Below are 20,309 nucleotides of genomic sequence, written 5' to 3'. Positions count from 1 at the left end.
CGGTTATTCACTTACACTGCTGACGGGGCGTAAAGACGTAGCAATAGCGTTAGCGGTTTGCAAAGGTATTTCTCCCACCACTGTCACCTGGGCTTTGCCGTCTGTCAACGTTAAGAACGTACTCACTTCATTGCGCAGCGCCAGCGTTTCACCTAACGCATCTTCCGCAGGCTGAACATACACAGATACGTCAACCAATCCATCTGAAAAGAGTTTATATTCTACAATTTGCCCTGTTAAGGCCAATCGTCTTGTATCTTGCTTTATTTCTCGCATGCCAGCCGGCAAATAGGTGACATCCCATTTGTGTGCACGATTTGGCGTGTTGCTCAGCGCCATGGGCGCGGGTAACGACGCAGAATTAATTCGTGAGAAATAATCAGCAGGCTCTGGCGATATCGCAAAGGCCGTGACCTGAATCTGCTCTAATAGCGCCCCTTGCAAATCAAGCATGTTCAGTTTGAGCAACATACCAGACGACTCATCCAGCCACAGTTGATAACCAAATCGCGTGTTATCTCGGCTGACTATTCGAATTTGTTGCGCTGAACGTCCTGCCACCCGCGCTCTTCCCACAGCGACGAACTCATAGGCTTCGGCAAGCTGTTCAGGATGATACAATAATACACTTGGTATTGGGCCGTTGATATGCTTTGAACGCAAGCTATAGGGTTGTACATCTGGCTCAAATACACTCACCACATCGTTCACACGAATAAGCTCGCGGCCTGGTCCATTTTGAAGATTTAACTGCTCTAATTCAGAGCCATCTTCCATAATCCCGTGGCGCCATAAATATGGAACGGTTTCCTTTCCTGCAATAGTTTGCACAAAAGACACTTGGAAATTGGCATTGGTTATAATGTTTTGAAGTTCAGCTAACCACTGGTTGGCCGATTGAGGCTCTCGTGTGCGAGAAGCAGATGTATTTTGCTCGCTTCGACTTTGTTCAAGTTGCTCTTGAATCACATCGTCTCGCACTGCTTCTTCTTGCTCAGCTTCATCTAGTCGGCCAGCCCTCGTGTTTGATTCTGAGTTAGCGTCTAATTCAACGGTGCCATCATTCACGTTTTGGACTGGGGCAATAGGAGCTTTTGTTTCTTCGCTCGGCGAAGTAGTTTGGGCAACAGTGGGCTGAATAGCCGCGCCCGAAATGAAAAAAAGTGCAAGGATAGAACTACAGCGCATTTTTTCCCGCCTTAAAACAAACATACCAGCAGTATATGCTGGTATGATTAAAATATAAAATGTATGTCAGTCGCAATTTACTTGCGAAAGCACATTCCAACTAATGTTGACTGGCTGCGATAACTTATGGGCGCTCTGGTCCACTTGTTTCGCTTTCACCCTCTTCCTCTTGCGCTTGCTTAAGCTTTATTTGCTGCTCATGATCAGCAATCAATGCGTTAATTTTGCGCTTTTTCTCAAGCATTTCATTCATGTCGTTACGTGGTAACGTTCTGGTTTGTTCCAAACTCACTGGAGACAATCCACCTTGAGGAGCAATCGTTGGCGCTGTCATAAATGGCTCGGTAGGCGCTTCTTGATTAGTGTATTGAACACCAAAGATAACTGCCACTGCCACCGACGCGGCTACTGCAAACTGGCCTGACTGCTTCGCAAAAGGAACAACATTGCCAATCAATGGTATCGACTGCCAGCGCGAGCGTTTAGGTGCGACTATAGCTGGCTCGTTTTCAAGCGCAGCTGCTACGCTTGCGGTGATGTCCAACTGTGGAGCAACACTTGCTTCTTTTCGCATTGCACCGCGATACACATGGTAACGTTGCCATTTGGCCTGAAGCGCTTCATCTTGCTTAATCGCATCGATGATGTCATTGCCTTCTATCTCACCATCCATGAATGCGGACAATTTTTCTTGCTGTTGCGTCATATATTCATTTCCAGATCAAAGTGATCGTTAACTACCCTAACACAGCTGTTAGTCATCGTGGAAAAAAGAAAGTTCATCTTTTTTTGATTTTATTTCTTTTTAATTTTCTAACAACGGTTGAATAACTTTATCAATCGCCTCGCGAGCCCTAAAAATACGGGATCTCACCGTACCCACAGGACACGACATTACGTTCGCGATTTCTTCATAGCTCAACCCTTCAATTTCACGCAGCGTTATCGCCATACGTAAATCGTCCGGCAGCTTCTCAACTACCTTAAACAGGGTTTCTTCAATTTCCTCAGATAACAGGCTTCGCTCGGGTGTAGATTGCTCTTTTAATGCATCACTACCTTCGTAGAAATCTGCTTCGTCAGCATCGACATCGCTTGCAGGCGGCTTGCGACCTTGAGATACAAGATAGTTCTTGGCACTGTTTACCGCAATGCGATAAAGCCAAGTATAAAATGCACTGTCGCCACGAAAATTAGGTAAGGCGCGGTATGCTTTAATGAACGCTTCTTGCGTTACATCAGCAACGTCACCGGTATTTTTCACATAGCGAGAAACGAGATGCATCACTTTATGTTGGTAACGAGTTACCAACAAGTTGAACGCATTTTTATCGCCACGCTGTACTTTTTCGACCAGTTGTTGGTCGGTTATCTGCTCGCTCATTCGAGCCATTACTCCCTACTTCAACTACACAATAGCTCTAACAAGCATGTGTATAGACGCGTTCTTTTTACAAAAGTTCTGTAAAAGCATTAAATATTTTAAAAAATGCTTAGGCCAGGGGGCAAGAATGATTGTGTTTTGCTACTCATCCTTTAGACTTGCCGAACCTTTGCTCGTTTGAATTGATATAAAAATACATGAAATCTGTATCGTCTTCACTAACTTCCACATCAAATGCAATAGAACACCGTTGTGACGTATTGATTATTGGGAGTGGCGCGGCAGGATTGAGCTTAGCGCTTAAGCTTGCCGACCATTGTCAGGTTATTGTACTTAGTAAAAGTGACCGCAATGAAGGCTCTACCCGCTATGCACAAGGTGGTATTGCCGCAGTATTCGATGAACAAGACTCCATAGACGCACACGTAAAAGACACGCTTGCTGCAGGTGCTGGGCTTTGCGAAGAGCCAGCCGTAAGATTTACTGCAGAACGAGCAAAGGCGTCACTTGAGTGGCTTATCAGCTACGGTGTACCGTTTGATACAGAAAAAAGTGAATCTGGTGAGGAGCGCTTTCACCTTACCCGTGAGGGCGGACACAGCCACCGGCGAATTCTTCACGCTGCAGATGCCACAGGCGAAGCGCTTCAAATTACATTAAACGACGCGGTATCGACCCATCCAAACATTCACATATTTGAGCGCTATAACGCCATTGATCTCATACCTTCAAAGGAAGAAAAGAACAGCGTGGTGGGTGCTTATGTTTGGAATAGACAACAAGAGCACGTTGAAGTAATTCGCGCCCCTTTCGTTGCGCTAGCGACTGGCGGTGGTAGTAAGGTGTACCAGTATACATCGAACCCCGATGTGTCGAGCGGTGACGGCATTGCCATGGCATGGCGAGCGGGTTGTCGAGTGGCCAACATGGAATTCAATCAATTTCATCCGACTTGCTTATTCCACCCGCAGGCACGTAACTTTTTGATTACAGAAGCGCTGCGCGGCGAAGGCGCAAACCTATGCCACGCCGATGGTACCCGCTTTATGCACAAATTTGATGAGCGTGGCGATCTTGCGCCGCGCGACGTAGTCGCTCGCGCAATCGACTATGAAATGAAGCGATTGGGCGCTGACTGTATGTACTTGGATATCAGTCATAAGCCTGCTGACTTTATCGTTAAGCATTTCCCTAATATTTACCGAAAGTGCCGCTCGCTTGGTATCGATATAACCCGTGAACCTATCCCAGTCGTGCCTGCTGCGCACTACAGCTGCGGCGGAGTGATGACCGACTTTAATGCCAAAACCGACTTGAATAATGTATACGCAATCGGTGAAGTGGCCTACACAGGTCTGCATGGCGCCAACCGCATGGCATCTAACTCTTTACTTGAGTGTGTGGTTTTTGCCAGCGCTGCAGCGGAAGATATTATTAAAAATCTTCCCAGTGCAGACTGTGAAGAGTCTATTGCGCCTTGGGATGAGAGCCAAGTGTCTAACTCTGACGAAGAAGTCATCATTCAACATAACTGGCACGAACTTAGGCTGTTTATGTGGGATTACGTAGGTATTGTACGCACGGATAAGCGCCTTGAACGGGCCATGCGTCGCATTAAGCTATTAGAGCAAGAGATTACTGAGTATTACTCACACTTCAGGGTAAGTAACAACCTGCTAGAGCTTCGAAACCTTGTTACGGTTGCAGAACTCATTGTGCGATGCGCGATGGAGCGAAAGGAAAGCAGAGGGTTACATTTTAATTTGGATTACCCTGAACAGTTAGACAACCCCGTTCCTACAATACTTATTCCCAGAAAACAGCTGTCAGGCGCTGACGTTGGCTCGCTAATTACTCAAGACAGCTTCGCCGATGCCGACTAGTGCATAAAGTAAGATCTGTATCAGTCTAAAGAAGGCGCTAATATTAATGCGCCTTTTTTTAATAACTGGACAATACATTCACACAGCATCATTTAGCGCTCAATAAAACACGTCAAACAAAAAGAGAGCATCACAGCATGCTCTCTTTTCACCGTCCACAGGGTATTTTACCAGTCTGTTCCCTTTCAAATTCACACGCTTTGCTAGGAAACTCGCCAGCGCCTTCTGAGTGAGCAATGATCTATGCGGATTGGTATTAACCTTAGGTTATCTCCCGCTTATCTTTTGCTTATCTGCACCTGATTAAACGTTAATTCAGGCCTGATTAAACACTAAACTAGCCGATAAGTGCACAAGGCTGTCATTACTATCGGTAACTTCTATTAGCACACTATTATCTGTTTTACAGTGTTGTTGAATATGAATGTCACAGGGCAAAAACACGGGTTTTCTAAAGCGGCAATTTACTTCTTTTACGCTCATAGATTGTCTGAAGTCTTGATGACTTACAAACGCCGACACAGCGCGTGACAATGTCCACATGCCGTGCGCTATAGGCTGTTTAAACCCAAATGCTTTGGCAGATATTGCAGACAAGTGAATAGGGTTATAGTCGCCAGAAAGCTTTGCATAGCGGCGACCTGTATTAGCCGAAGCACTAATTTCGCCGATGAGCGCCCTATTCTCTAATTCACAATCGTCATGCAAGTCATTTTTAGCACCAAGTGGAGCTACATGAACGGCTTTCACCTTCACTAAGTAACTACTTATCGCCCTATAAACCAGGTTCCCTGCCTGCAGCGCCTCTAACATCACATCCACTTCCCAACCTCGGTTATGCGGTCTCACATCGTGAAAGCGCACGCGACATTCAAAGGGTTCGCTTAAATCGCAATGGTCTATTACCGATACTTTGTTAGCGGCGTGAATAAGGCCAAGCAATGGAAATGGGCTTTGTTTGTCCAGCAAACACTGCATTTGCAATGGTAAGGAAAGCATCTGCAAATAAAGTGGATGGACATGCTCATTTGCCGGCCAGTCAACTTCCTGACAAAAAGAAGCGTAGTGCACATTGTCGACATTGAGCGTTTTGGTATAGATGCGCTGAGGCAACGTAGGCGGTTTAAACTGCATAAGCTGCCTGGCGTCAACGCGTTTAAATAACGCTTTGGTATACTCACGAAACATCTTTTTAATTCCTTTAAGGCGTTGCTTTTCGGGCCAAGATAATGGCTCTAGCCAACCGGCGATAGTCTGCTTCGCAGCACTCACCTTTTAAGATCCAAGCGAGATGGCTATGATCTTTTTCAAACCATCTGCGTTTTTGGCGCAGCACATTGATACACAGCCCCCAAGTAAAGAGCTGGGAAGAATGATGAATGTTCATTGATGTGCCGTCGACCTGAGCATCAACTAACAAGCTACCTTTTGGCATGCTTTGCAAATCCAGTGGGAGCGTGTTGTCGTCAACAACCCGGATAATACCATCGCTGGTCAAAGAGAGAGCGTATTGAGTAGCAGAAATTTTGTTACTAAACGCGTCATAAAGACGCCAGAAAATAACTAACGTGGTTGCAACAGCAACAAGCGCTATCAATTTTGAGAAGCTCAGCCAAGACCACAAGTATTGAGGAAGGCTGCACAATGCTGCGAAAAGACAAACAGCAACGCATACTTCCCCAAATAACCTTCTAAACCTATTGTGCGTAATGCAAATTCTATACTTTGACACGGTTGACGATAGTCGCCACCATGGCGGCTAGTTCAGGGTCTTCGCACTTCTGGTGTCCCATGATCCATGCAAACAAATCAGGATCATCACTGGTAAGTAAACGTTCAAATGTTTCTTGATCTTCATAACTTAAAGAATCGAAGGCTTCTTCCACAAAAGGAAGTAAAAGTACGTCTAATTCTAGCATGCCTCTGCGACACGCCCACTTTAATCGCGCTAATCTTTTTGGTTCAAACATATGTCTTTCATACCGTTTTTTATTCGCTAACAATAATACCATGCCCTATGCGTGGGGATCACTGCTCTTTTGGTCAGATAGGCAAACTAAATAGAACTTAATCTGCGCACATTCCCATGTATTGCCCTTGAATATTGGTGGTTTTACCATACCTTGAGTACATACAGCGAATTTTACAGTGGTGAATATGACATCTATCGCATCATTACAAAGTCTTCCAAGTGAATTTGTGGTCAAGCTTTCAAATGCCATGATAATTTCTTTGGAAGGAGAACAGGCCGACAGTTACCTGCAAGGGCAAATTACGGTCAACATTAATAAGCTAACCGAGAATACTGCCAGGCATTTCGCCCATTGTGATAATAAAGGCAAAACGTGGTCTACCGGGTACGTAACTCGCCACCAAAACAAATTATTGTTGGTTACCAATGAAGATGCGGGTAGTCATTCATTAGCACAGCTTAATAAGTATGGTGTGTTCTCTAAGGTTGATATTCTCGACGACACACAAACATACAGCGCTTATTTTATTTCGCTTGATGCAGTGAAAACTAACGAAGTAAAGGCAGCGTTAAGCCAGCTTTTCTCCGAAAACGAAGTGGAACGCCTTCTTGAGAGCGATACTCCTGACAATGGTTCTCTTAAAAAGGTCGAGAGCGAACACGGCGTCGCCTATTTTGCCAATACTAGCTGCAAAGGAATTATTGTTCTTTTAGATGATAATGGCGCAAAGCAAATAAATTCGTTAATAGAGGCGCAAACCCTTTCTTGCTATCCCCAAACCGTGTTTGACGCTATACAAATTCAAAGCGTACACGCTTTAGTGCAAGGCGACGCAGTGGCGGAATACGTGCCCCAGATGATTAATGTGCAGGCGCTCAACGGTATCGACTTTGATAAAGGCTGCTATATGGGGCAAGAGGTGGTTGCGCGAACCCGCTTTCTGGGTAAAAACAAACGCGCCGCCTACAGCTTTAAGCTTGAAGGTAACGTAAATATTAGACCTGGCGATGCATTAGAAAAGCAGTTGGGCGAAAATTGGCGTATAGCGGGCAAAATACTCAATGTTGCATCGCTTGATAATGAAACCTGGTTTATTGCAGTGCTCAACAACGATACCACCAGCGAAGATTTACACAGATTGGCTGATAATAACGCCATTACCTGTTACCCTAATACTTTGCCGTACAGTATTGAGCAGAAAGCTAGCAATATTGTGAAAAAACGTCGATAAGCAGTTTTTACTGCATTACATTTATTGCCCTTTATTAAAGGGCCAAGATAGGATTTGTTATGACAATTACTTCTGACAGCGTTGTAACGCTACACTACACCGTATCTACCGAAGACGGCACAACGCTAGACTCTTCAGAAGGGAAATCGCCACTAGTAGTACTACTAGGCCGTCGCTTCTTAATTGAAGGACTAGAAGATGCACTTATTGGTAAATCGAAGGAAGATAGCTTCAACGTTTCAGTAAACCCTGAAAAAGCATACGGTGAACGTGCTGACGAACTTGTACAAACTGTACCACGCTCAATGTTTGACGGTATGGATGTTGAAGTGGGTATGTCTTTCCGCGCAACTACGCCACAAGGTGAGCAATCGGTCATTATCATTGAAACAACTGACGAAGAGGTTGTTGTTGACGGTAACCACCCTCTTGCCGGTATTCCGTTAACTTTTGACGTAACTGTTGTTGACGTACGAGAAGCAACGAAAGAAGAGCTTGAGCACGGTCATGTGCACCAAGCAGAAAGCAGCTGCTGTGATCCTAAAACAGGTGAATGCTCTGACGATAAACACTAACGTGTGATAATCATCCAAAAAAGGGAGCCAGCGGCTCCCTTTTTTATGCTTGATAAAAACAGATTAGTTAAATCGCGTCTTCGTTTTGTTCACCGGTACGAATACGTACGGCGGTCTCAACGTTGTAAACGAAGATTTTCCCGTCGCCAATTTTGCCTGTCTTAGCTGACGTTTGAATAGCTTCAACCGCTTGCTCAACGCGGTCATCGTCCAATACAAGCTCAATTTTGATCTTGGGTAGGAAGTCAACTTGGTACTCAGCACCGCGATAAAGTTCAGTATGGCCTTTTTGACGACCAAACCCTTTCACTTCTGACACTGTCATCCCTGCGATACCGACTTCAGCTAGCGCTTCCCTAACATCGTCCATTTTGAACGGTTTAATGATAGCTTCAATTTTTTTCATGACTACAACTCATCGTAAATTGTTGGAATTGGCACACGTTTATGCTGTGTACGCTCATAAATATAGAGCAATTTCTCTTCCACTTCCGCAGAAACTGGCTTTCCTTCCAAAAAGTCATCAATTTGGTCGTAAGACATGCCCAATGCTTGCTCATCGGCTTTTTGCGGAGACAGGCTTTCCAAGTCAGCAGTTGGCGCTTTAGTGATGACATTATGTGGTGCACCCAAATGGGCTGCCACTGCACGTACTTGGCGCTTACTGAGACCAAACAACGGCGCAAGGTCACAGGCACCATCACCATACTTGGTATAAAACCCTGTAATATTTTCAGCCGAATGATCGGTACCTAAAACGAGGCCATCAACCATCCCAGCAATTTCATACTGGATAACCATACGAGTACGTGCTTTAACATTTCCTTTCACAAAGTCTTGTTTCGCTTCATTGTCGGGAAGAAGGTTAGCACTGGCAAGCGCTTGTGAAGTAGACGCATGAATAGCATCTGCGCCAGGTTTTACATTCACTGCAAGAGAATGAGAGGGCTGGATAAAGTCGATAGATTTCTGTGCATCGTCTTCATCGGCTTGGGTATCATAAGGTAAACGAACCGCGATAAATTGGTATTTTTCGTGGTGCTCATCGTTTAATTCATTTACTGCTAATTGAGCTAACCGACCCAATGTGCATGAATCAATGCCGCCACTAATACCCAGTACCAGCGAATTTAAACCAGAAGTAAGTAACTGCTTTTTTATGAACGAGACTCGACGTGCGACTTCGTACTCTACGTCAATTTCAGGCAGCACTTTCATTTCATCAATAACTGCTTGTTTTTGCATCATTATATCCACGTATTTTTGGGGCGTCCTGGAACTTGATTCTACGACAATCTGACCGCAGATGTTAGTGGTATCCGCGCATCTATTTGGATTTACTCTTCTGGTATTGCAGTTGTGCAGCACTTAAGGTCAGCAATTTATTTATTATTAAGTTGAGATTCAAGCACAGCAGAACGACAAGCCATTAAACGTAAGGCGTATGGCCAAATATGCGGTTGCGCGGTAAAACATACCTTTGCCAACTCAAATTAGTTTACCCTAAAATATGAGTAAGTAGCGTAAAATTATGGCGCTACAACATTACATTGGAGAAAGGCGGCGCAAAAGCAAACCCTCCTGTTTCTCTTTATAGCAACGCGTGGAATCGAATACCGTTTATGACAAACACTAGGCTTACAGCACGACTATCCATAATGTCGAGACAGCAAGGACTAACCCTTCTAGAAATGCTTGTTGCCGTCGCTATTCTTGCCATTATTCTCACCACAGTTGCGCCTGGCATTCAAAATATCGTAATCAAAAATAGAATTACCTCTGACTTAAACAATTTAAGTGCAGTGGTTCAACGCGCTCGCTTTTCTGCGGTAGACGAACAAACCAACGTAGTGCTGTGCCCTACGCAAAACTATACAGCCTGCACGTCGAGTTGGCGCAATGCAAAAATGGTGTTTATAGATGCAAATGGAAACGGCGGCCGGGATAACAATGAGGTCTTAATTGTAGCAAGCGATCCACTTAGTAATGCCAATACCATCTCCGGTATAACCGGCAGCCTTATCTTCGACGAGCAAGGCGGAATAGACCGCGCCGCAACCATCACCTTATGTCCCAATAACAACGATGCAAACTATGCATCAGCACTTTTATTATCGCTTTACGGAAGAATATCTGTTGCCGTAGACAGTGATGACAACGGCAAAAAAGAAGACCTAGAAGGTAATGAGTTAAGCTGTAGCTAACCGTTCACTTTTCGTATCGTTAAGTTTCGAGCATTTTCTTACCAACATTCTGTGGGCGTCAGTGCGTCTTCACGTATTTTTATTACTCTACAGCTGTCCGTAGATGCTCTAGATGTCAGTGTAGCACTAATTTCATACATTCCCGTGTCGCTGATGGTTTGTGAGATGCGTACGCTGGCTATTCCAGAAGGTGGCAACGCATCGTGTGTTACGTACTCGCCTGTAAGTAGCCAACTTCGCGACTGAATTGCTTGGGCAGACAGAAGGTACGCTTTGACCTTGTTGAGCTGACTTAGTTGTTTGCTAGCGGTAATTGCCGACGTAGTCGCAACGCACAATATGCCTGCTATAGCCGTTGCAACCAGTATTTCTACAAGCGAAAACCCTTCAGTCAGATGATGTTGTATGTACGCCTTATCATTCCCTTCCATGGTACAGCTATCTCTCTAATTGAATTTCGGTACATTGAGATTACCAATATGAACTAAGCAGGGTAACTGGACTTACGCATGGCTTTTCACGCTTACACATCCAACAACAAGCTAAGCATTCCACAACGGAGATTGAATGGGTTTACGCTTTTAGAAATGCTAGTTGTACTGGCAGTAATCAGTCTCCTATCGTTAATTGCTATTCCTTCATTTGATGCATGGAATGAGCGAAATGCCTTTAAACATGCTGCCACCGGAATAGCCTCACTCGCAAAACAGGCGAGAATGAAAGCATTAATAAACAAAAAGAACATGTTCCTGATTGCGCAAATTGAACATAATAGCTGTGTACTCGTGAGCGAAGAAAACTCGTGCTCTTGCGCCACCCGCCAAAGCTGTGCCTTGACTGAGTCGAGTTTCTTGTCACTGCCTTCGCGGTGGAATACAGAATTGAGCACAACCAATAATGAGGACAAGATTGTCGCGTTCAATAAAAACGGTACCCTCAATTTTGCGAGTAATACGACGCTAACGCTTTCAAGCCAGCGTTTCAGGGCAAAGTTAGTTATTAATACATTGGGACGGGTAAAGCTATGTAGCGTTCCGTCTATTTCTGGAATAGCGCCATGCTAAAACATGTAATGCGTCGTGGCGCAATCAAGCCGTATTGTGGATATAGTCTCACCGAACTGCTGGTGGCCTGTGGCTTGGCAAGTATAGTGATTTCAGCCGTTGCAACTCAAGCGGCGCGGTCGCACATTGCACACTCATCAATTCAACACGCTACCAGCGTAGAAGACGACATACGTGCGTTACAAAGTACAATTACACAACACCTAAGCAAAGCGGGTTTTGTTTACTCCCCTAACACCCTATCACCTTTCGGTGCGACCACAATCGAAAATACGATATTCGAAGTAACCACTGGCCACCGCGCAAATGAACCTGAAAATAGCTGTGTTACCTTTTCTTATGATAAGAACAAGGACGGCGTGGTATCGCAGGCTCAGGGGGAGTTTTTTGGATACCGATTGCACGACAATGCCATCGAGTACCGAGTAGCGGGACATTCCTGTATACAAAGCGGTTGGTACGACTTAACCGATACGCAAACTACCGTTGCCACCAAATTCACGGTTAACCGAAGGAACAGCAGTAGCTGGGGAAGTGCCTATGAAATTGAAATAGAGTTGCACAGTAAAGTTGATCCTACCGTCAAAAGCGCCAGAACGTTCATAGTTGAGGCTGTCAATGCCTACTAATAATACCGAAATGCAGTGGCCTCAAAGAGGCAACAGAAAAACTGAGTTTAGAACAAGCCATGGAGGGGTTGTACCTACACGCCCTACTGCACCGCTTCGTTTTCAGCAAGGCATCGCCGTGTTGGGAATTGTGGCCATATTATTAAGCGCTATTACCTTCTCAGCTATAAGTACATCACAGCAGGTTCAACAATTTTATACGATTGAAAAGACAAAGCGGGATACCGAGAAGGCGCATGTTACACACATGCAGCAAGTCAAAGAAATCGCCACGTTGTTACGAAGTCATTCGGTCTCGCAAACGTTGAATAGGATAGACACATCCAATGCAACGATACTTATTGAGCAGACCGATTTAGTTGGTGAAGAACAGCAGTCTTTGCAACACTTTGACGTGCGGGTTTCCCAAGACGAAAGTAATACGATTTTTACAGCTAAATTTCTGCGCTATCCGTCACTGTTAAGGCTACCTACTTCAACTCAACAATTATCATGGGACAATCAGCTTACCGAATGGCTGTTTAATCGAAGCATAGAGCACCTGAGTGCGACGTATTTTCCTCAAAGCGTTGCTAAACAGGATTGTGTGAACCTTCCGCCTGCCAGTATTTTCTGGATAGAGGGAGATTGCCAATTGGATAACGAAGATATAGCACACTCAGACGAAAACCAGCCTTTAATGCTACTGATAGTGGATGGCGACCTTTCACTTCACGCCGATACGCAATTCCATGGTTTGATAGTTATGCTTTCCACCACGCCATATACGCACACTTTGCATGTTTCACCTGAGGCATCTATAAAAGGCGCTTACGTTTCCAACCACCCCTTGAACACGAATCTTGATGGGCCATTAACACCGTCCACCGCGGTGCTAAAAAACCTTCAATCGCACACTACACTCGCTAAAATTATCCCTATCCCGGGTTCATGGTATAGGAATAACTCAACAAACGATTGAGCTGAATATTAGGTAAACGAAAAACCAGAAATAGAGGATCCTCAAAGATGCCTAAATTGAAAAATACAGGAAGTATTTTAATTGAAGTGTTGCTGGCACTGCTTATTTTAACAAGCACTACCACCTATCTACTTGCCACTCGCATTGATTCTAGGCTTCTCTTTCAAGTGACTTTGGATGAAAACGCTGAGCACAATGTCTCATTGAATTCGGATCGACTCGCTCTAGTTAACGACCCGGTTGACCAACGTTGGGATGACATCGCAATATTTGGTGAACCGTCATTACTGGTAATTTCAGCCCAATAGCACATCAACGCCACGTTTTTTTAAGGCGTCAAAACGACCTGTGGCATTAATCGGTTTACGAATATCTACCAGTATTAATAATTAACATGACCAGCAATATTCATCGGACTCAAGGGATCCATTGTTATTTTTATCCCAACCCTTTCTCCCATCACTGAAGTAAAACAACGTGCCATCTGATGCTTGACCTGTACCGCTGACTGGCGTTGCCCTCAACTCATAAGCTGTTGCGCTGGCCGCTTGTATAGTTAAATTATAACGGCGATTTGCTTGGGGCTCAGAAGACGGAGAGTAAGTAGAAAAAACGGCTGGCGCGCCGGTGTTTGCGCCACCACTTGCCGCACCTTCATAACTGAAAGAACCACTGTGATGACGTTCCATTGCAGATGCGAACCCCAACAAGTCAGCCTGCCCTGTGCCGCGGTATCCATCGGCAATAACACCTTGGTAAGAAGGGTATGCAATGGCGGCAATAATGCCCACTATCGCCACAACTATCATAAGCTCAATTAATGAAAATCCGCTCTCTGTTTTTTTATGCTTCACAATTATTCCCTCTCTGTTTCTGAGTGCCAACTACCACGCTGAATTCGCTCGAATCTTCCGTAAATATTTTCAGCTAAGCACTCAAATGCGTTAGTACATGCCTCGTCGTTGCCATCTTCATCAACGTCAATCACTGCTGAGACACATTCAGTACCCAAGCAAACCACTGGGCTCACAATATCTTCTATAAGAATTTTGGTCTCTGGTGCGATGCCAGTTTGTTTTAATTCTGCTGAGCGGTCAGCGTCGTTAACTTCTCCGTCATTATTTACATCTGTGACGGCGTTGCCATTAAACATACTGACTAAATAAGCGCGACTATTACCCGTGGGCGGAGCACATGCACTGGTACTACTCGCCGCCGGAACATAGGTCGTAAAGAACACCTTGTAATCGATAATTAGCGGAGAAGACAGTACCTTTTCACCGTTAGTGGTTAAATTCAAATACCACCCAGCCTTGTTAGCAAAGTCCTGTGAAGCCAACTCACGCTCCCCCTCGTCACTACTATTTAAGGCATGACTCGTGGCGTTGTACATTCCACTCTCATAAACCGTTTGCATAAATGTGTAATTCCCATTTACATCACGGTTAAATACGCCGCTGTCTTTAAGCATATAAAAGTTGTCTTCAACTACGGTATCTAGCGGAGATGCACGCCATCCACTGCCAAGGGCTATGCCATAATACAACTCATCGCCTAGCGCTATCTCTGTTACGTCTGGCCCATAGTAGAAATGTCGGTTGGTTTCTGCTGTGTCGCCACCGAAGTCGGCAATGCGCGCGCCTTTTATAAAATTCGTACCTGAATTTCCATTATAGATGTCTAACCTGAATAACTGGCCGCCCATATCGGCCACATACATATGGTCCGCAAACCCATCGTTATCCCTATCAATAACTGAAATTCGCCCTGGAACGCTGTATGTCATATTCGTTAAGTTTAAATCCGCATCTTCATTACTTGCATGCCACAAGAGGCTGCCAGTATCAGCGTCGAACATAAACACAGCATTGCCAACGACATCATTTGCTCGAATAGCACGATCATCTTGTGCGTCATCGTAGCCACCGCCAACAATCATGACATTTTTAACTTGTCCGCCCATGTTTACTTTAGTGATTGTTGGTCTCGACCACGTCTGGCCCAACTTTGCCAGCGTCCCCGCCCCGCCTTCAATTTTGAATTTCAGCGTGGGTGAGGCCTTTTGCGTCACATCAAAGACATAATAATTACGTCCCCCCCTGCGCATACCAACATAAAGGTACTTGTTGTCTCCAACTGTTCTTAGGATCATGTCACCATCTAAGCCATATTTGTGCTCTAGCGATGATGTGTCTTTATAAAAATGATGTAGATTCTGCAGCAATGTTTTAGGCATGATGGCAAAGTTCTCTTCGCCAGTTGAAGTGTCAAATGAATGCAACATTCCTTGGTTGGTGGCGACAAAAATGGCCGAGTCGTCAGTACCGTAGTTAACAATTATAGGCTGAGAGTGAATGGGATCGCCCATTTGAGAGCGATAGTCAGTTGTACTTCCATCGCCGTTACTGTCTTTTACGTCCACGCCCCGAGTCCACTTTAAGATGGCATCTCTTAGTGCATTCGCATCAGTTTCATCCTGAATGGCAAGATCAGCATTCGTTATATTCGTATTGTTTTCGTGTAATTCATTGGCACTTCTTACAATGCTACCCGTATCATTAAACACGTATATATTTCGGTTCCCGCCCAAGCGACTGGCTGCACCACCTTCACTTACCTCACTACCGTCAGCAAGGGTTGACCAATAGCTGTGTGCATTTTCAGCGAAGAATCCCGTAACACTATCCACCGCATTTAGGCTGTTTTTGTCGAGAATTTCATCACCACTTAAGCGATAACGTTTAAGGTTCCCTGGCCAAATCGCCCCCTCGCTCGGCTTAAATAATGCGAAGTATAATTCATCTCTATGGGTTAGACGGTTGAGCTGGTTAACCGCCACACCAGGCGACACAAAGGTTGCATTAATATCTTTTACAGAACGCAAAATAGTATTAAACGCCTCGAGCAAATCCGTACTGTTATCAGCCTGATAGAAACCACCACCACTTTGCAAAGCAAGCTGATTAAGGAAGTTGTTGGCGTTATTGTTCGCCGCAAACCCGATGGTGTGTGTAATAACCCTTGGGCCTATTACTGACGTTGACGCTTCACTGATATTTCTCACTAAATCTAGGCCGCACTTCTCACCGCTACTTCCGGTACAGCTTTTACCAAGTAACGTCTGAATTTTCGAAACACTGTGGTTGTTGTTCGCTTCACCGTCGGACAATAAAACAATGTGGTTGTTCGTTTGGCACTGTAGGTCAGACACCGGTGAAATGTAACTTGCCGGTGTTGGGATCTGCTCAGTGATACAGTCGCTGTCTGACAAGTTGTCTTCCGAGCAGCCCGAAGGCAAAATTGAATCTGCACCTATGTAAGAGCTTCTGTGGCTCACACGAGTACTTCTTCGCACAGAGCTGCTAACGTCACTTTCCCCACGTTTTCGCCCATAATCTACGTCTCTACCGCCATAATAGTTAGCCGCTTCCAACAATGTGTCTACTATAGGGGTTAGACCGTTGGCGCTAAGCTCATCTATTTTACTGATTAAATGTTCACGGACCGTTGCTGAAGCGCCAGGTGTCGCCGAGCCGTTAAACTTCACAATAAGCTTCGGTGCTTTAGATGGCGAGTTGTTATACGTATGCGCACCGCGGTACGACACAAAATCATCAAGAACAAAAGCCATATCGTTACCTGACCGCCACCCTGAACGATCCACAATTTGCTTAACAATGTTACTCACGTCAGGCGTACGGTAGGTATAATTGTTGTAAAAATCAGGCATGGACCAGGTAATACCCGATGTTTTAGGCAAATTTCGTAAGCGGTTACGACGGTCTGGATGAAAATCAGACGCATCATCATCAGCTACGCCCCTAATACGCATGCTCGGGTTACCATAGGTCACCGTACTGTAAGCAGTAAACTCAAGATACGCTTCTGTTACTACCGCCCCTTGAGGAATGTTCACATTGCGAAATCGAACGCCTATGTAATCATTGTAAGATGGGTGGAAGGTCAGTTCACTGCCGGTATTCGGGTAGCCGTTTACGTTCTCTTCCAAGTTATCTCGTGAACTGGCTACTTGATAAATTGCTTCGCCTTGAACACAGCCCGTAGCGGTAGAGTCATCATAAGTTACCACCAACTGTGGCGCACCACTTTGGCCTACGTCGCTGGCTCTTACCTCACGAGAGCTTGCTGAATCGGTGCTAGAGCCTTCTATTAAAATGTTAAGGTTCTTGCCGCCACACCATGCCGATAAATCGACGACTTCTTGAATGACTGCGCTTATGTCAGGTGTAGTTATCACCTCGCCTGAGGCGGGAAAGCTATTATCGGTTACCCACTCAACGTTAGCCGCGGTCTTCGTTCGCGCACTCAAATTGTTCGAAGACGAAGCAAAGGCTGTACTTGATGCCGATGCTTCAGCTGATATGACAAGGGATGTACCCGCCACATTGAATTTTTCTGAAGTAAACCTAATACTGGCATTAACGATTGTCGCGCCTTGAGGTATGTTTAACTCGGTAAAACGCAGACCAGAGGTTACGGTTTGGGTACCGCTGCTTAATACAAGGTCATTGCTGTCAGTGGTAACGCTACCGTCTATTTCATGTGCGTCGTGATCGTCGTCGTTGGTTGAAATGATAATTTCAGGTCTTACCGCTTCATCTATATTGCGAACCGGATAGAGGATTGGGCCACCGTAATCCGAAAAACGCATCAAACCTGCGTTAATATTGGTCGCCGAACCGAGCGCTTCTTTTAGTGCATTCTGTACGCGCAACATTCGAGTTTGGCTGGTGTTATCGTACGATCCCATACTTCCCGATGAGTCCATGATAAACAGCACATTCGGGTTATAGGTTACGGCGTTATTTGCGTTGCCTAGGTAAATATCGAGGTCGTCACCAAACGCAGAGAAACCGATACAGCTAAATAGTGTAATAGAGGCAAGGTAAGTCGAGAGTTTCTTCATATTAATACCTATTGAGACGCAGGGCCAAATACAGAGGCAGCCAAGCTGTTCGCCACAACAGAAGATTTACCCGCCACTTTCCCACATCCTCTGATAATGAATACATGGCAATTGACGTTGCTTCCACCAATCACGTTACTCGAGCCTCGACAAGCCTGCTCTCTGATAAAGGCAGTGCGCGACCAACTCTTTGACGAGGCCTCACTTTGATACGTGCCATCCACCACATGTCTGTCACCAACAGCAAGGCCGTCTTCAGTCATGTATCTGTCAGTCCACTCCCCGTCATCGAAACAGCTCATTGAATCTGCTTCAGGGTCAAACACGTTACCCTGCCGAGCTTCCGAGAGCGGGTCTGTCTTATTCGGGTCGGTAAGTAGGGTTTCATCTTCAGATTCAAAGAAAACGCCCGCGATCGCTGCTTCAGCAGCATCAAAAGCCAAACCACTTTGCTGCATAGACACTGCCATTTTAGACTGAGACAAGCTACTGGTTACCGCGCTTACCCCTAAAACAGTGATTGAAAGCAACACAAGAAGTGCGAATACCATCACTAAGCCTTGTTGTTTCATCGCGAACTCCTGACAAAATTTTTCATATTTCGAAGTGCCAACGTTTTTGAGAACACTTGATAATAATGGGCCGTGTCCATCGTTTTAGATGCTTCGTTTAACAGCGCATATTTCTGAGACTGTGTTTGTCTCACTTCATTTTGATAGCTTTTAAGCATTAGCGCCCAGCGCAGTGACACAACTTGTTGATTAAGCGCTCTTAAATCTTCAATTTCATCTGCGGTTACATACGAAACAGCTTGCCCTTGAGAATTGGTAATGCTGCTTGAAACGCCGAACTGCACTTGGAAACTTTCGACGTTATCGAGCAATGTTACGGTAAGGGGCGATACTGTCTGCACCTTTAGGCCACGAAGTACCCGACCATCATATCCTGTGCACTTAAGTGTACTGCCGCTTACAAAGTAGTGATTAACAACGTGAAACTCTAGACCGCCATAGCCGTGCTGGTTTCCAGTACAATCTTCGTCACTTAGTAGGCTCACAACCAGCTTATCACTGCCGCCACTAGAGGTTTGTATACTGCCTAGTGTCGCGTTAGTAGCGAAATCCCCTGCTACAGCGATGGGGTGATTTTCCACATAGGCCGCTTCGGCAACGATATCAACGGATGTATCCACATCCGCGACTATCTGATCATAACGGCCGACTTCATAGAATTCTGCTGAGAGGCGAGCCATGATAAAGCGGCCTGACTCTTGTACTTGAGCCACGGCTTGATTGAGCTTATTCGTCACACTACTACTGACGAGCACTTGAATAATCGCGCCTGATATCACTAACCCCAGCGTTAACGTAATCATTAACTCGACAAGGGAGAAACCCTGCTGTGGGCGGTGGCGACGTGCATTCATAATGTAATGTCCTTAAACACACATGCGTTACTGTCACCTTCAGATTCGTTACATCGCGCATTAAGGGTATAGGTCTGATTTCCCGAAGAAGCGACAGGCCACGTCAACAACACTTCTACACGAGAACCTGCACTACAGCTGTAAATATCTGCCGTATTGTTGTCGTCACACGATACCGACACTTTAGTTTGAGGATTGGTTTGTACCGCTGAACACGATAGCGCCCAACCATCGTACTCAGCCATCTGTGCTTCAGTACAAGCCTGGCCTTCGCAATTTGGGATCCCTGCCGGCCTTGCCAGACAGTAGCAGTGATAAGGATGAGACGAGCCAGAACAACTTAACGTGGCAAAATTATAGGTATCGCTAGAGAAGTACGCATTGTTGACTACCATGCCGTCTCCCACTGTTGCTGGGCGAGCGGCGGCTCTCAATCGTTCTGCAACTTGTGCTGCCACCATTTCGGCCTGAGTTCGGCTTATTGCGTCTTTATTGGCAAAAGAGCCCGTAAACTGGAGCGCAGCAACACCCAGTAAGCCCACAGCTAATATAAATAAGGTGATTAAGATCTCTATAAGACCTGCACCGCGTTGTGCGCGAATATGACTTCCCTTCACTCGCTTCATTATCACCTTTTCAGCAATCATCTTTTTTTGCCATATACCTAACATTCAAATTGGTGTTATCACCAATGTAGTATAGTAAGACAAAAGCGTATAACACTGGGTATCAATGGTTATTAAAACGTATAATTTTCTGTGACCTGTTCTAGCAAGCAAGTACAAGGCAGACTGTTCAACCATTTTATCTTTAAAGTAACAGGCTCTAAATGGTTAGCGTGCAATAACACCGCTTTACAATGTA

Annotated in this window: 22 protein-coding genes; 8 read left to right on the top strand and 14 right to left on the bottom strand. The window is 45.2% G+C overall.

Going from position 1 to position 20,309, the window contains the following annotated elements:
* Positions 1 to 3: 3 nt before the first annotated feature.
* From MHN00_RS07605 to rpoE, 3 genes are all read right to left on the bottom strand, one after another.
* Positions 4 to 1,188 carry a MucB/RseB C-terminal domain-containing protein gene (locus tag MHN00_RS07605; RefSeq protein WP_239300829.1) on the bottom strand — a complete coding sequence of 395 codons (1,185 nt, stop codon included), beginning with the start codon at positions 1,186 to 1,188 and terminating at the stop codon, positions 4 to 6.
* A gap of 124 nt (positions 1,189 to 1,312) precedes the next feature.
* Entirely contained in the window at positions 1,313 to 1,894 is a 582-nt protein-coding gene (locus MHN00_RS07600; RefSeq protein ID WP_110289209.1) for an RseA family anti-sigma factor, read from the bottom strand.
* Between the two features lie 99 nt (positions 1,895 to 1,993).
* Positions 1,994 to 2,572 carry an RNA polymerase sigma factor RpoE gene (gene rpoE / locus MHN00_RS07595; protein ID WP_012518957.1) on the bottom strand — a complete coding sequence of 193 codons (579 nt, stop codon included), beginning with the start codon at positions 2,570 to 2,572 and terminating at the stop codon, positions 1,994 to 1,996.
* Positions 2,573 to 2,769: 197 nt separating this feature from the next.
* Between rpoE and nadB the strand changes: the two genes are divergently transcribed.
* A complete protein-coding gene (gene nadB, locus MHN00_RS07590; protein ID WP_014976996.1) occupies positions 2,770 to 4,455 on the top strand; it encodes an L-aspartate oxidase in 1,686 nt (561 codons plus the stop codon).
* 315 nt (positions 4,456 to 4,770) lie between these two features.
* Here nadB and MHN00_RS07585 read toward each other — a convergent pair whose 3' ends face one another.
* From MHN00_RS07585 to MHN00_RS07575, 3 genes are all read right to left on the bottom strand, one after another.
* The gene (locus MHN00_RS07585) at positions 4,771 to 5,643 is read right to left on the bottom strand and encodes a MaoC/PaaZ C-terminal domain-containing protein (RefSeq protein WP_239300827.1); all 873 of its coding nucleotides are present in this window, start codon (positions 5,641 to 5,643) and stop codon (positions 4,771 to 4,773) included.
* A gap of 13 nt (positions 5,644 to 5,656) precedes the next feature.
* On the bottom strand, positions 5,657 to 6,052 hold the full coding sequence (locus MHN00_RS07580) for a hypothetical protein (protein WP_239300825.1): 396 nt from the start codon (positions 6,050 to 6,052) through the stop codon (positions 5,657 to 5,659).
* Positions 6,053 to 6,173: 121 nt separating this feature from the next.
* Positions 6,174 to 6,425 carry a succinate dehydrogenase assembly factor 2 gene (locus MHN00_RS07575; protein WP_014950112.1) on the bottom strand — a complete coding sequence of 84 codons (252 nt, stop codon included), beginning with the start codon at positions 6,423 to 6,425 and terminating at the stop codon, positions 6,174 to 6,176.
* A gap of 187 nt (positions 6,426 to 6,612) precedes the next feature.
* On the opposite strand from MHN00_RS07575, the gene MHN00_RS07570 reads away from it, so the two are divergent.
* Positions 6,613 to 7,659: a glycine cleavage system protein T gene (locus MHN00_RS07570; protein WP_239300823.1), complete on the top strand. Its 1,047-nt coding sequence runs from the start codon at positions 6,613 to 6,615 to the stop codon at positions 7,657 to 7,659.
* A gap of 59 nt (positions 7,660 to 7,718) precedes the next feature.
* Positions 7,719 to 8,234: a peptidylprolyl isomerase gene (locus MHN00_RS07565; RefSeq protein ID WP_014979789.1), complete on the top strand. Its 516-nt coding sequence runs from the start codon at positions 7,719 to 7,721 to the stop codon at positions 8,232 to 8,234.
* A gap of 67 nt (positions 8,235 to 8,301) precedes the next feature.
* Here MHN00_RS07565 and MHN00_RS07560 read toward each other — a convergent pair whose 3' ends face one another.
* Positions 8,302 to 8,640: a P-II family nitrogen regulator gene (locus tag MHN00_RS07560; protein ID WP_014950115.1), complete on the bottom strand. Its 339-nt coding sequence runs from the start codon at positions 8,638 to 8,640 to the stop codon at positions 8,302 to 8,304.
* Positions 8,641 to 8,642: 2 nt separating this feature from the next.
* Positions 8,643 to 9,479: an ammonia-dependent NAD(+) synthetase gene (gene nadE / locus MHN00_RS07555; protein WP_014950116.1), complete on the bottom strand. Its 837-nt coding sequence runs from the start codon at positions 9,477 to 9,479 to the stop codon at positions 8,643 to 8,645.
* Between the two features lie 413 nt (positions 9,480 to 9,892).
* Here nadE and MHN00_RS07550 point away from each other — a divergent pair, with 413 nt between their 5' ends.
* A complete protein-coding gene (locus tag MHN00_RS07550; RefSeq protein WP_039228301.1) occupies positions 9,893 to 10,438 on the top strand; it encodes a GspH/FimT family pseudopilin in 546 nt (181 codons plus the stop codon).
* 38 nt (positions 10,439 to 10,476) lie between these two features.
* Here MHN00_RS07550 and MHN00_RS07545 read toward each other — a convergent pair whose 3' ends face one another.
* A complete protein-coding gene (locus MHN00_RS07545; protein ID WP_039231609.1) occupies positions 10,477 to 10,869 on the bottom strand; it encodes a prepilin-type N-terminal cleavage/methylation domain-containing protein in 393 nt (130 codons plus the stop codon).
* A gap of 78 nt (positions 10,870 to 10,947) precedes the next feature.
* On the opposite strand from MHN00_RS07545, the gene MHN00_RS07540 reads away from it, so the two are divergent.
* The 4 genes from MHN00_RS07540 to MHN00_RS07525 are packed head-to-tail and all read left to right on the top strand — an operon-like array spanning position 10,948 to position 13,400.
* Complete coding sequence (locus MHN00_RS07540) at positions 10,948 to 11,502, top strand: prepilin-type N-terminal cleavage/methylation domain-containing protein (protein ID WP_168463235.1); 555 nt, start codon at positions 10,948 to 10,950, stop codon at positions 11,500 to 11,502.
* Positions 11,496 to 12,131: a potassium:proton antiporter gene (locus tag MHN00_RS07535; protein ID WP_239300821.1), complete on the top strand. Its 636-nt coding sequence runs from the start codon at positions 11,496 to 11,498 to the stop codon at positions 12,129 to 12,131. Before MHN00_RS07540 ends, MHN00_RS07535 begins: the two co-directional genes overlap by 7 nt.
* A complete protein-coding gene (locus MHN00_RS07530) occupies positions 12,121 to 13,092 on the top strand; it encodes a hypothetical protein (RefSeq protein ID WP_239300819.1) in 972 nt (323 codons plus the stop codon). The genes MHN00_RS07535 and MHN00_RS07530 overlap by 11 nt, the downstream gene beginning before the upstream one ends.
* 47 nt (positions 13,093 to 13,139) lie before the next feature.
* Positions 13,140 to 13,400: a hypothetical protein gene (locus tag MHN00_RS07525; protein WP_014950122.1), complete on the top strand. Its 261-nt coding sequence runs from the start codon at positions 13,140 to 13,142 to the stop codon at positions 13,398 to 13,400.
* A gap of 81 nt (positions 13,401 to 13,481) precedes the next feature.
* Here MHN00_RS07525 and MHN00_RS07520 read toward each other — a convergent pair whose 3' ends face one another.
* Genes MHN00_RS07520 through MHN00_RS07500 form a run of 5 tightly spaced genes read right to left on the bottom strand, consistent with a single transcriptional unit; the run spans position 13,482 to position 20,092 of the window.
* Positions 13,482 to 13,946: a type IV pilin protein gene (locus tag MHN00_RS07520; RefSeq protein ID WP_014950123.1), complete on the bottom strand. Its 465-nt coding sequence runs from the start codon at positions 13,944 to 13,946 to the stop codon at positions 13,482 to 13,484.
* 2 nt (positions 13,947 to 13,948) lie between these two features.
* Positions 13,949 to 18,019: a PilC/PilY family type IV pilus protein gene (locus MHN00_RS07515; protein ID WP_239300817.1), complete on the bottom strand. Its 4,071-nt coding sequence runs from the start codon at positions 18,017 to 18,019 to the stop codon at positions 13,949 to 13,951.
* Positions 18,020 to 18,027: 8 nt separating this feature from the next.
* On the bottom strand, positions 18,028 to 18,591 hold the full coding sequence (locus MHN00_RS07510) for a PilX N-terminal domain-containing pilus assembly protein (RefSeq protein WP_239300816.1): 564 nt from the start codon (positions 18,589 to 18,591) through the stop codon (positions 18,028 to 18,030).
* Positions 18,588 to 19,445 (bottom strand): PilW family protein, encoded by an 858-nt coding sequence (locus MHN00_RS07505; protein ID WP_014950126.1) that lies wholly within the window; start codon positions 19,443 to 19,445, stop codon positions 18,588 to 18,590. The genes MHN00_RS07510 and MHN00_RS07505 overlap by 4 nt, the downstream gene beginning before the upstream one ends.
* A complete protein-coding gene (locus tag MHN00_RS07500) occupies positions 19,442 to 20,092 on the bottom strand; it encodes a pilus assembly protein PilV (protein WP_080590400.1) in 651 nt (216 codons plus the stop codon). Before MHN00_RS07500 ends, MHN00_RS07505 begins: the two co-directional genes overlap by 4 nt.
* Positions 20,093 to 20,309: the final 217 nt, after the last annotated feature.

It is taken from the genome of Alteromonas sp. Cnat2-8 (genome assembly GCF_022348355.1).
GTDB lineage: Bacteria > Pseudomonadota > Gammaproteobacteria > Enterobacterales > Alteromonadaceae > Alteromonas > Alteromonas macleodii.
Note: the sequence above shows the minus strand (reverse complement) of the source record. Positions and strands in the feature narration are given on the sequence as shown.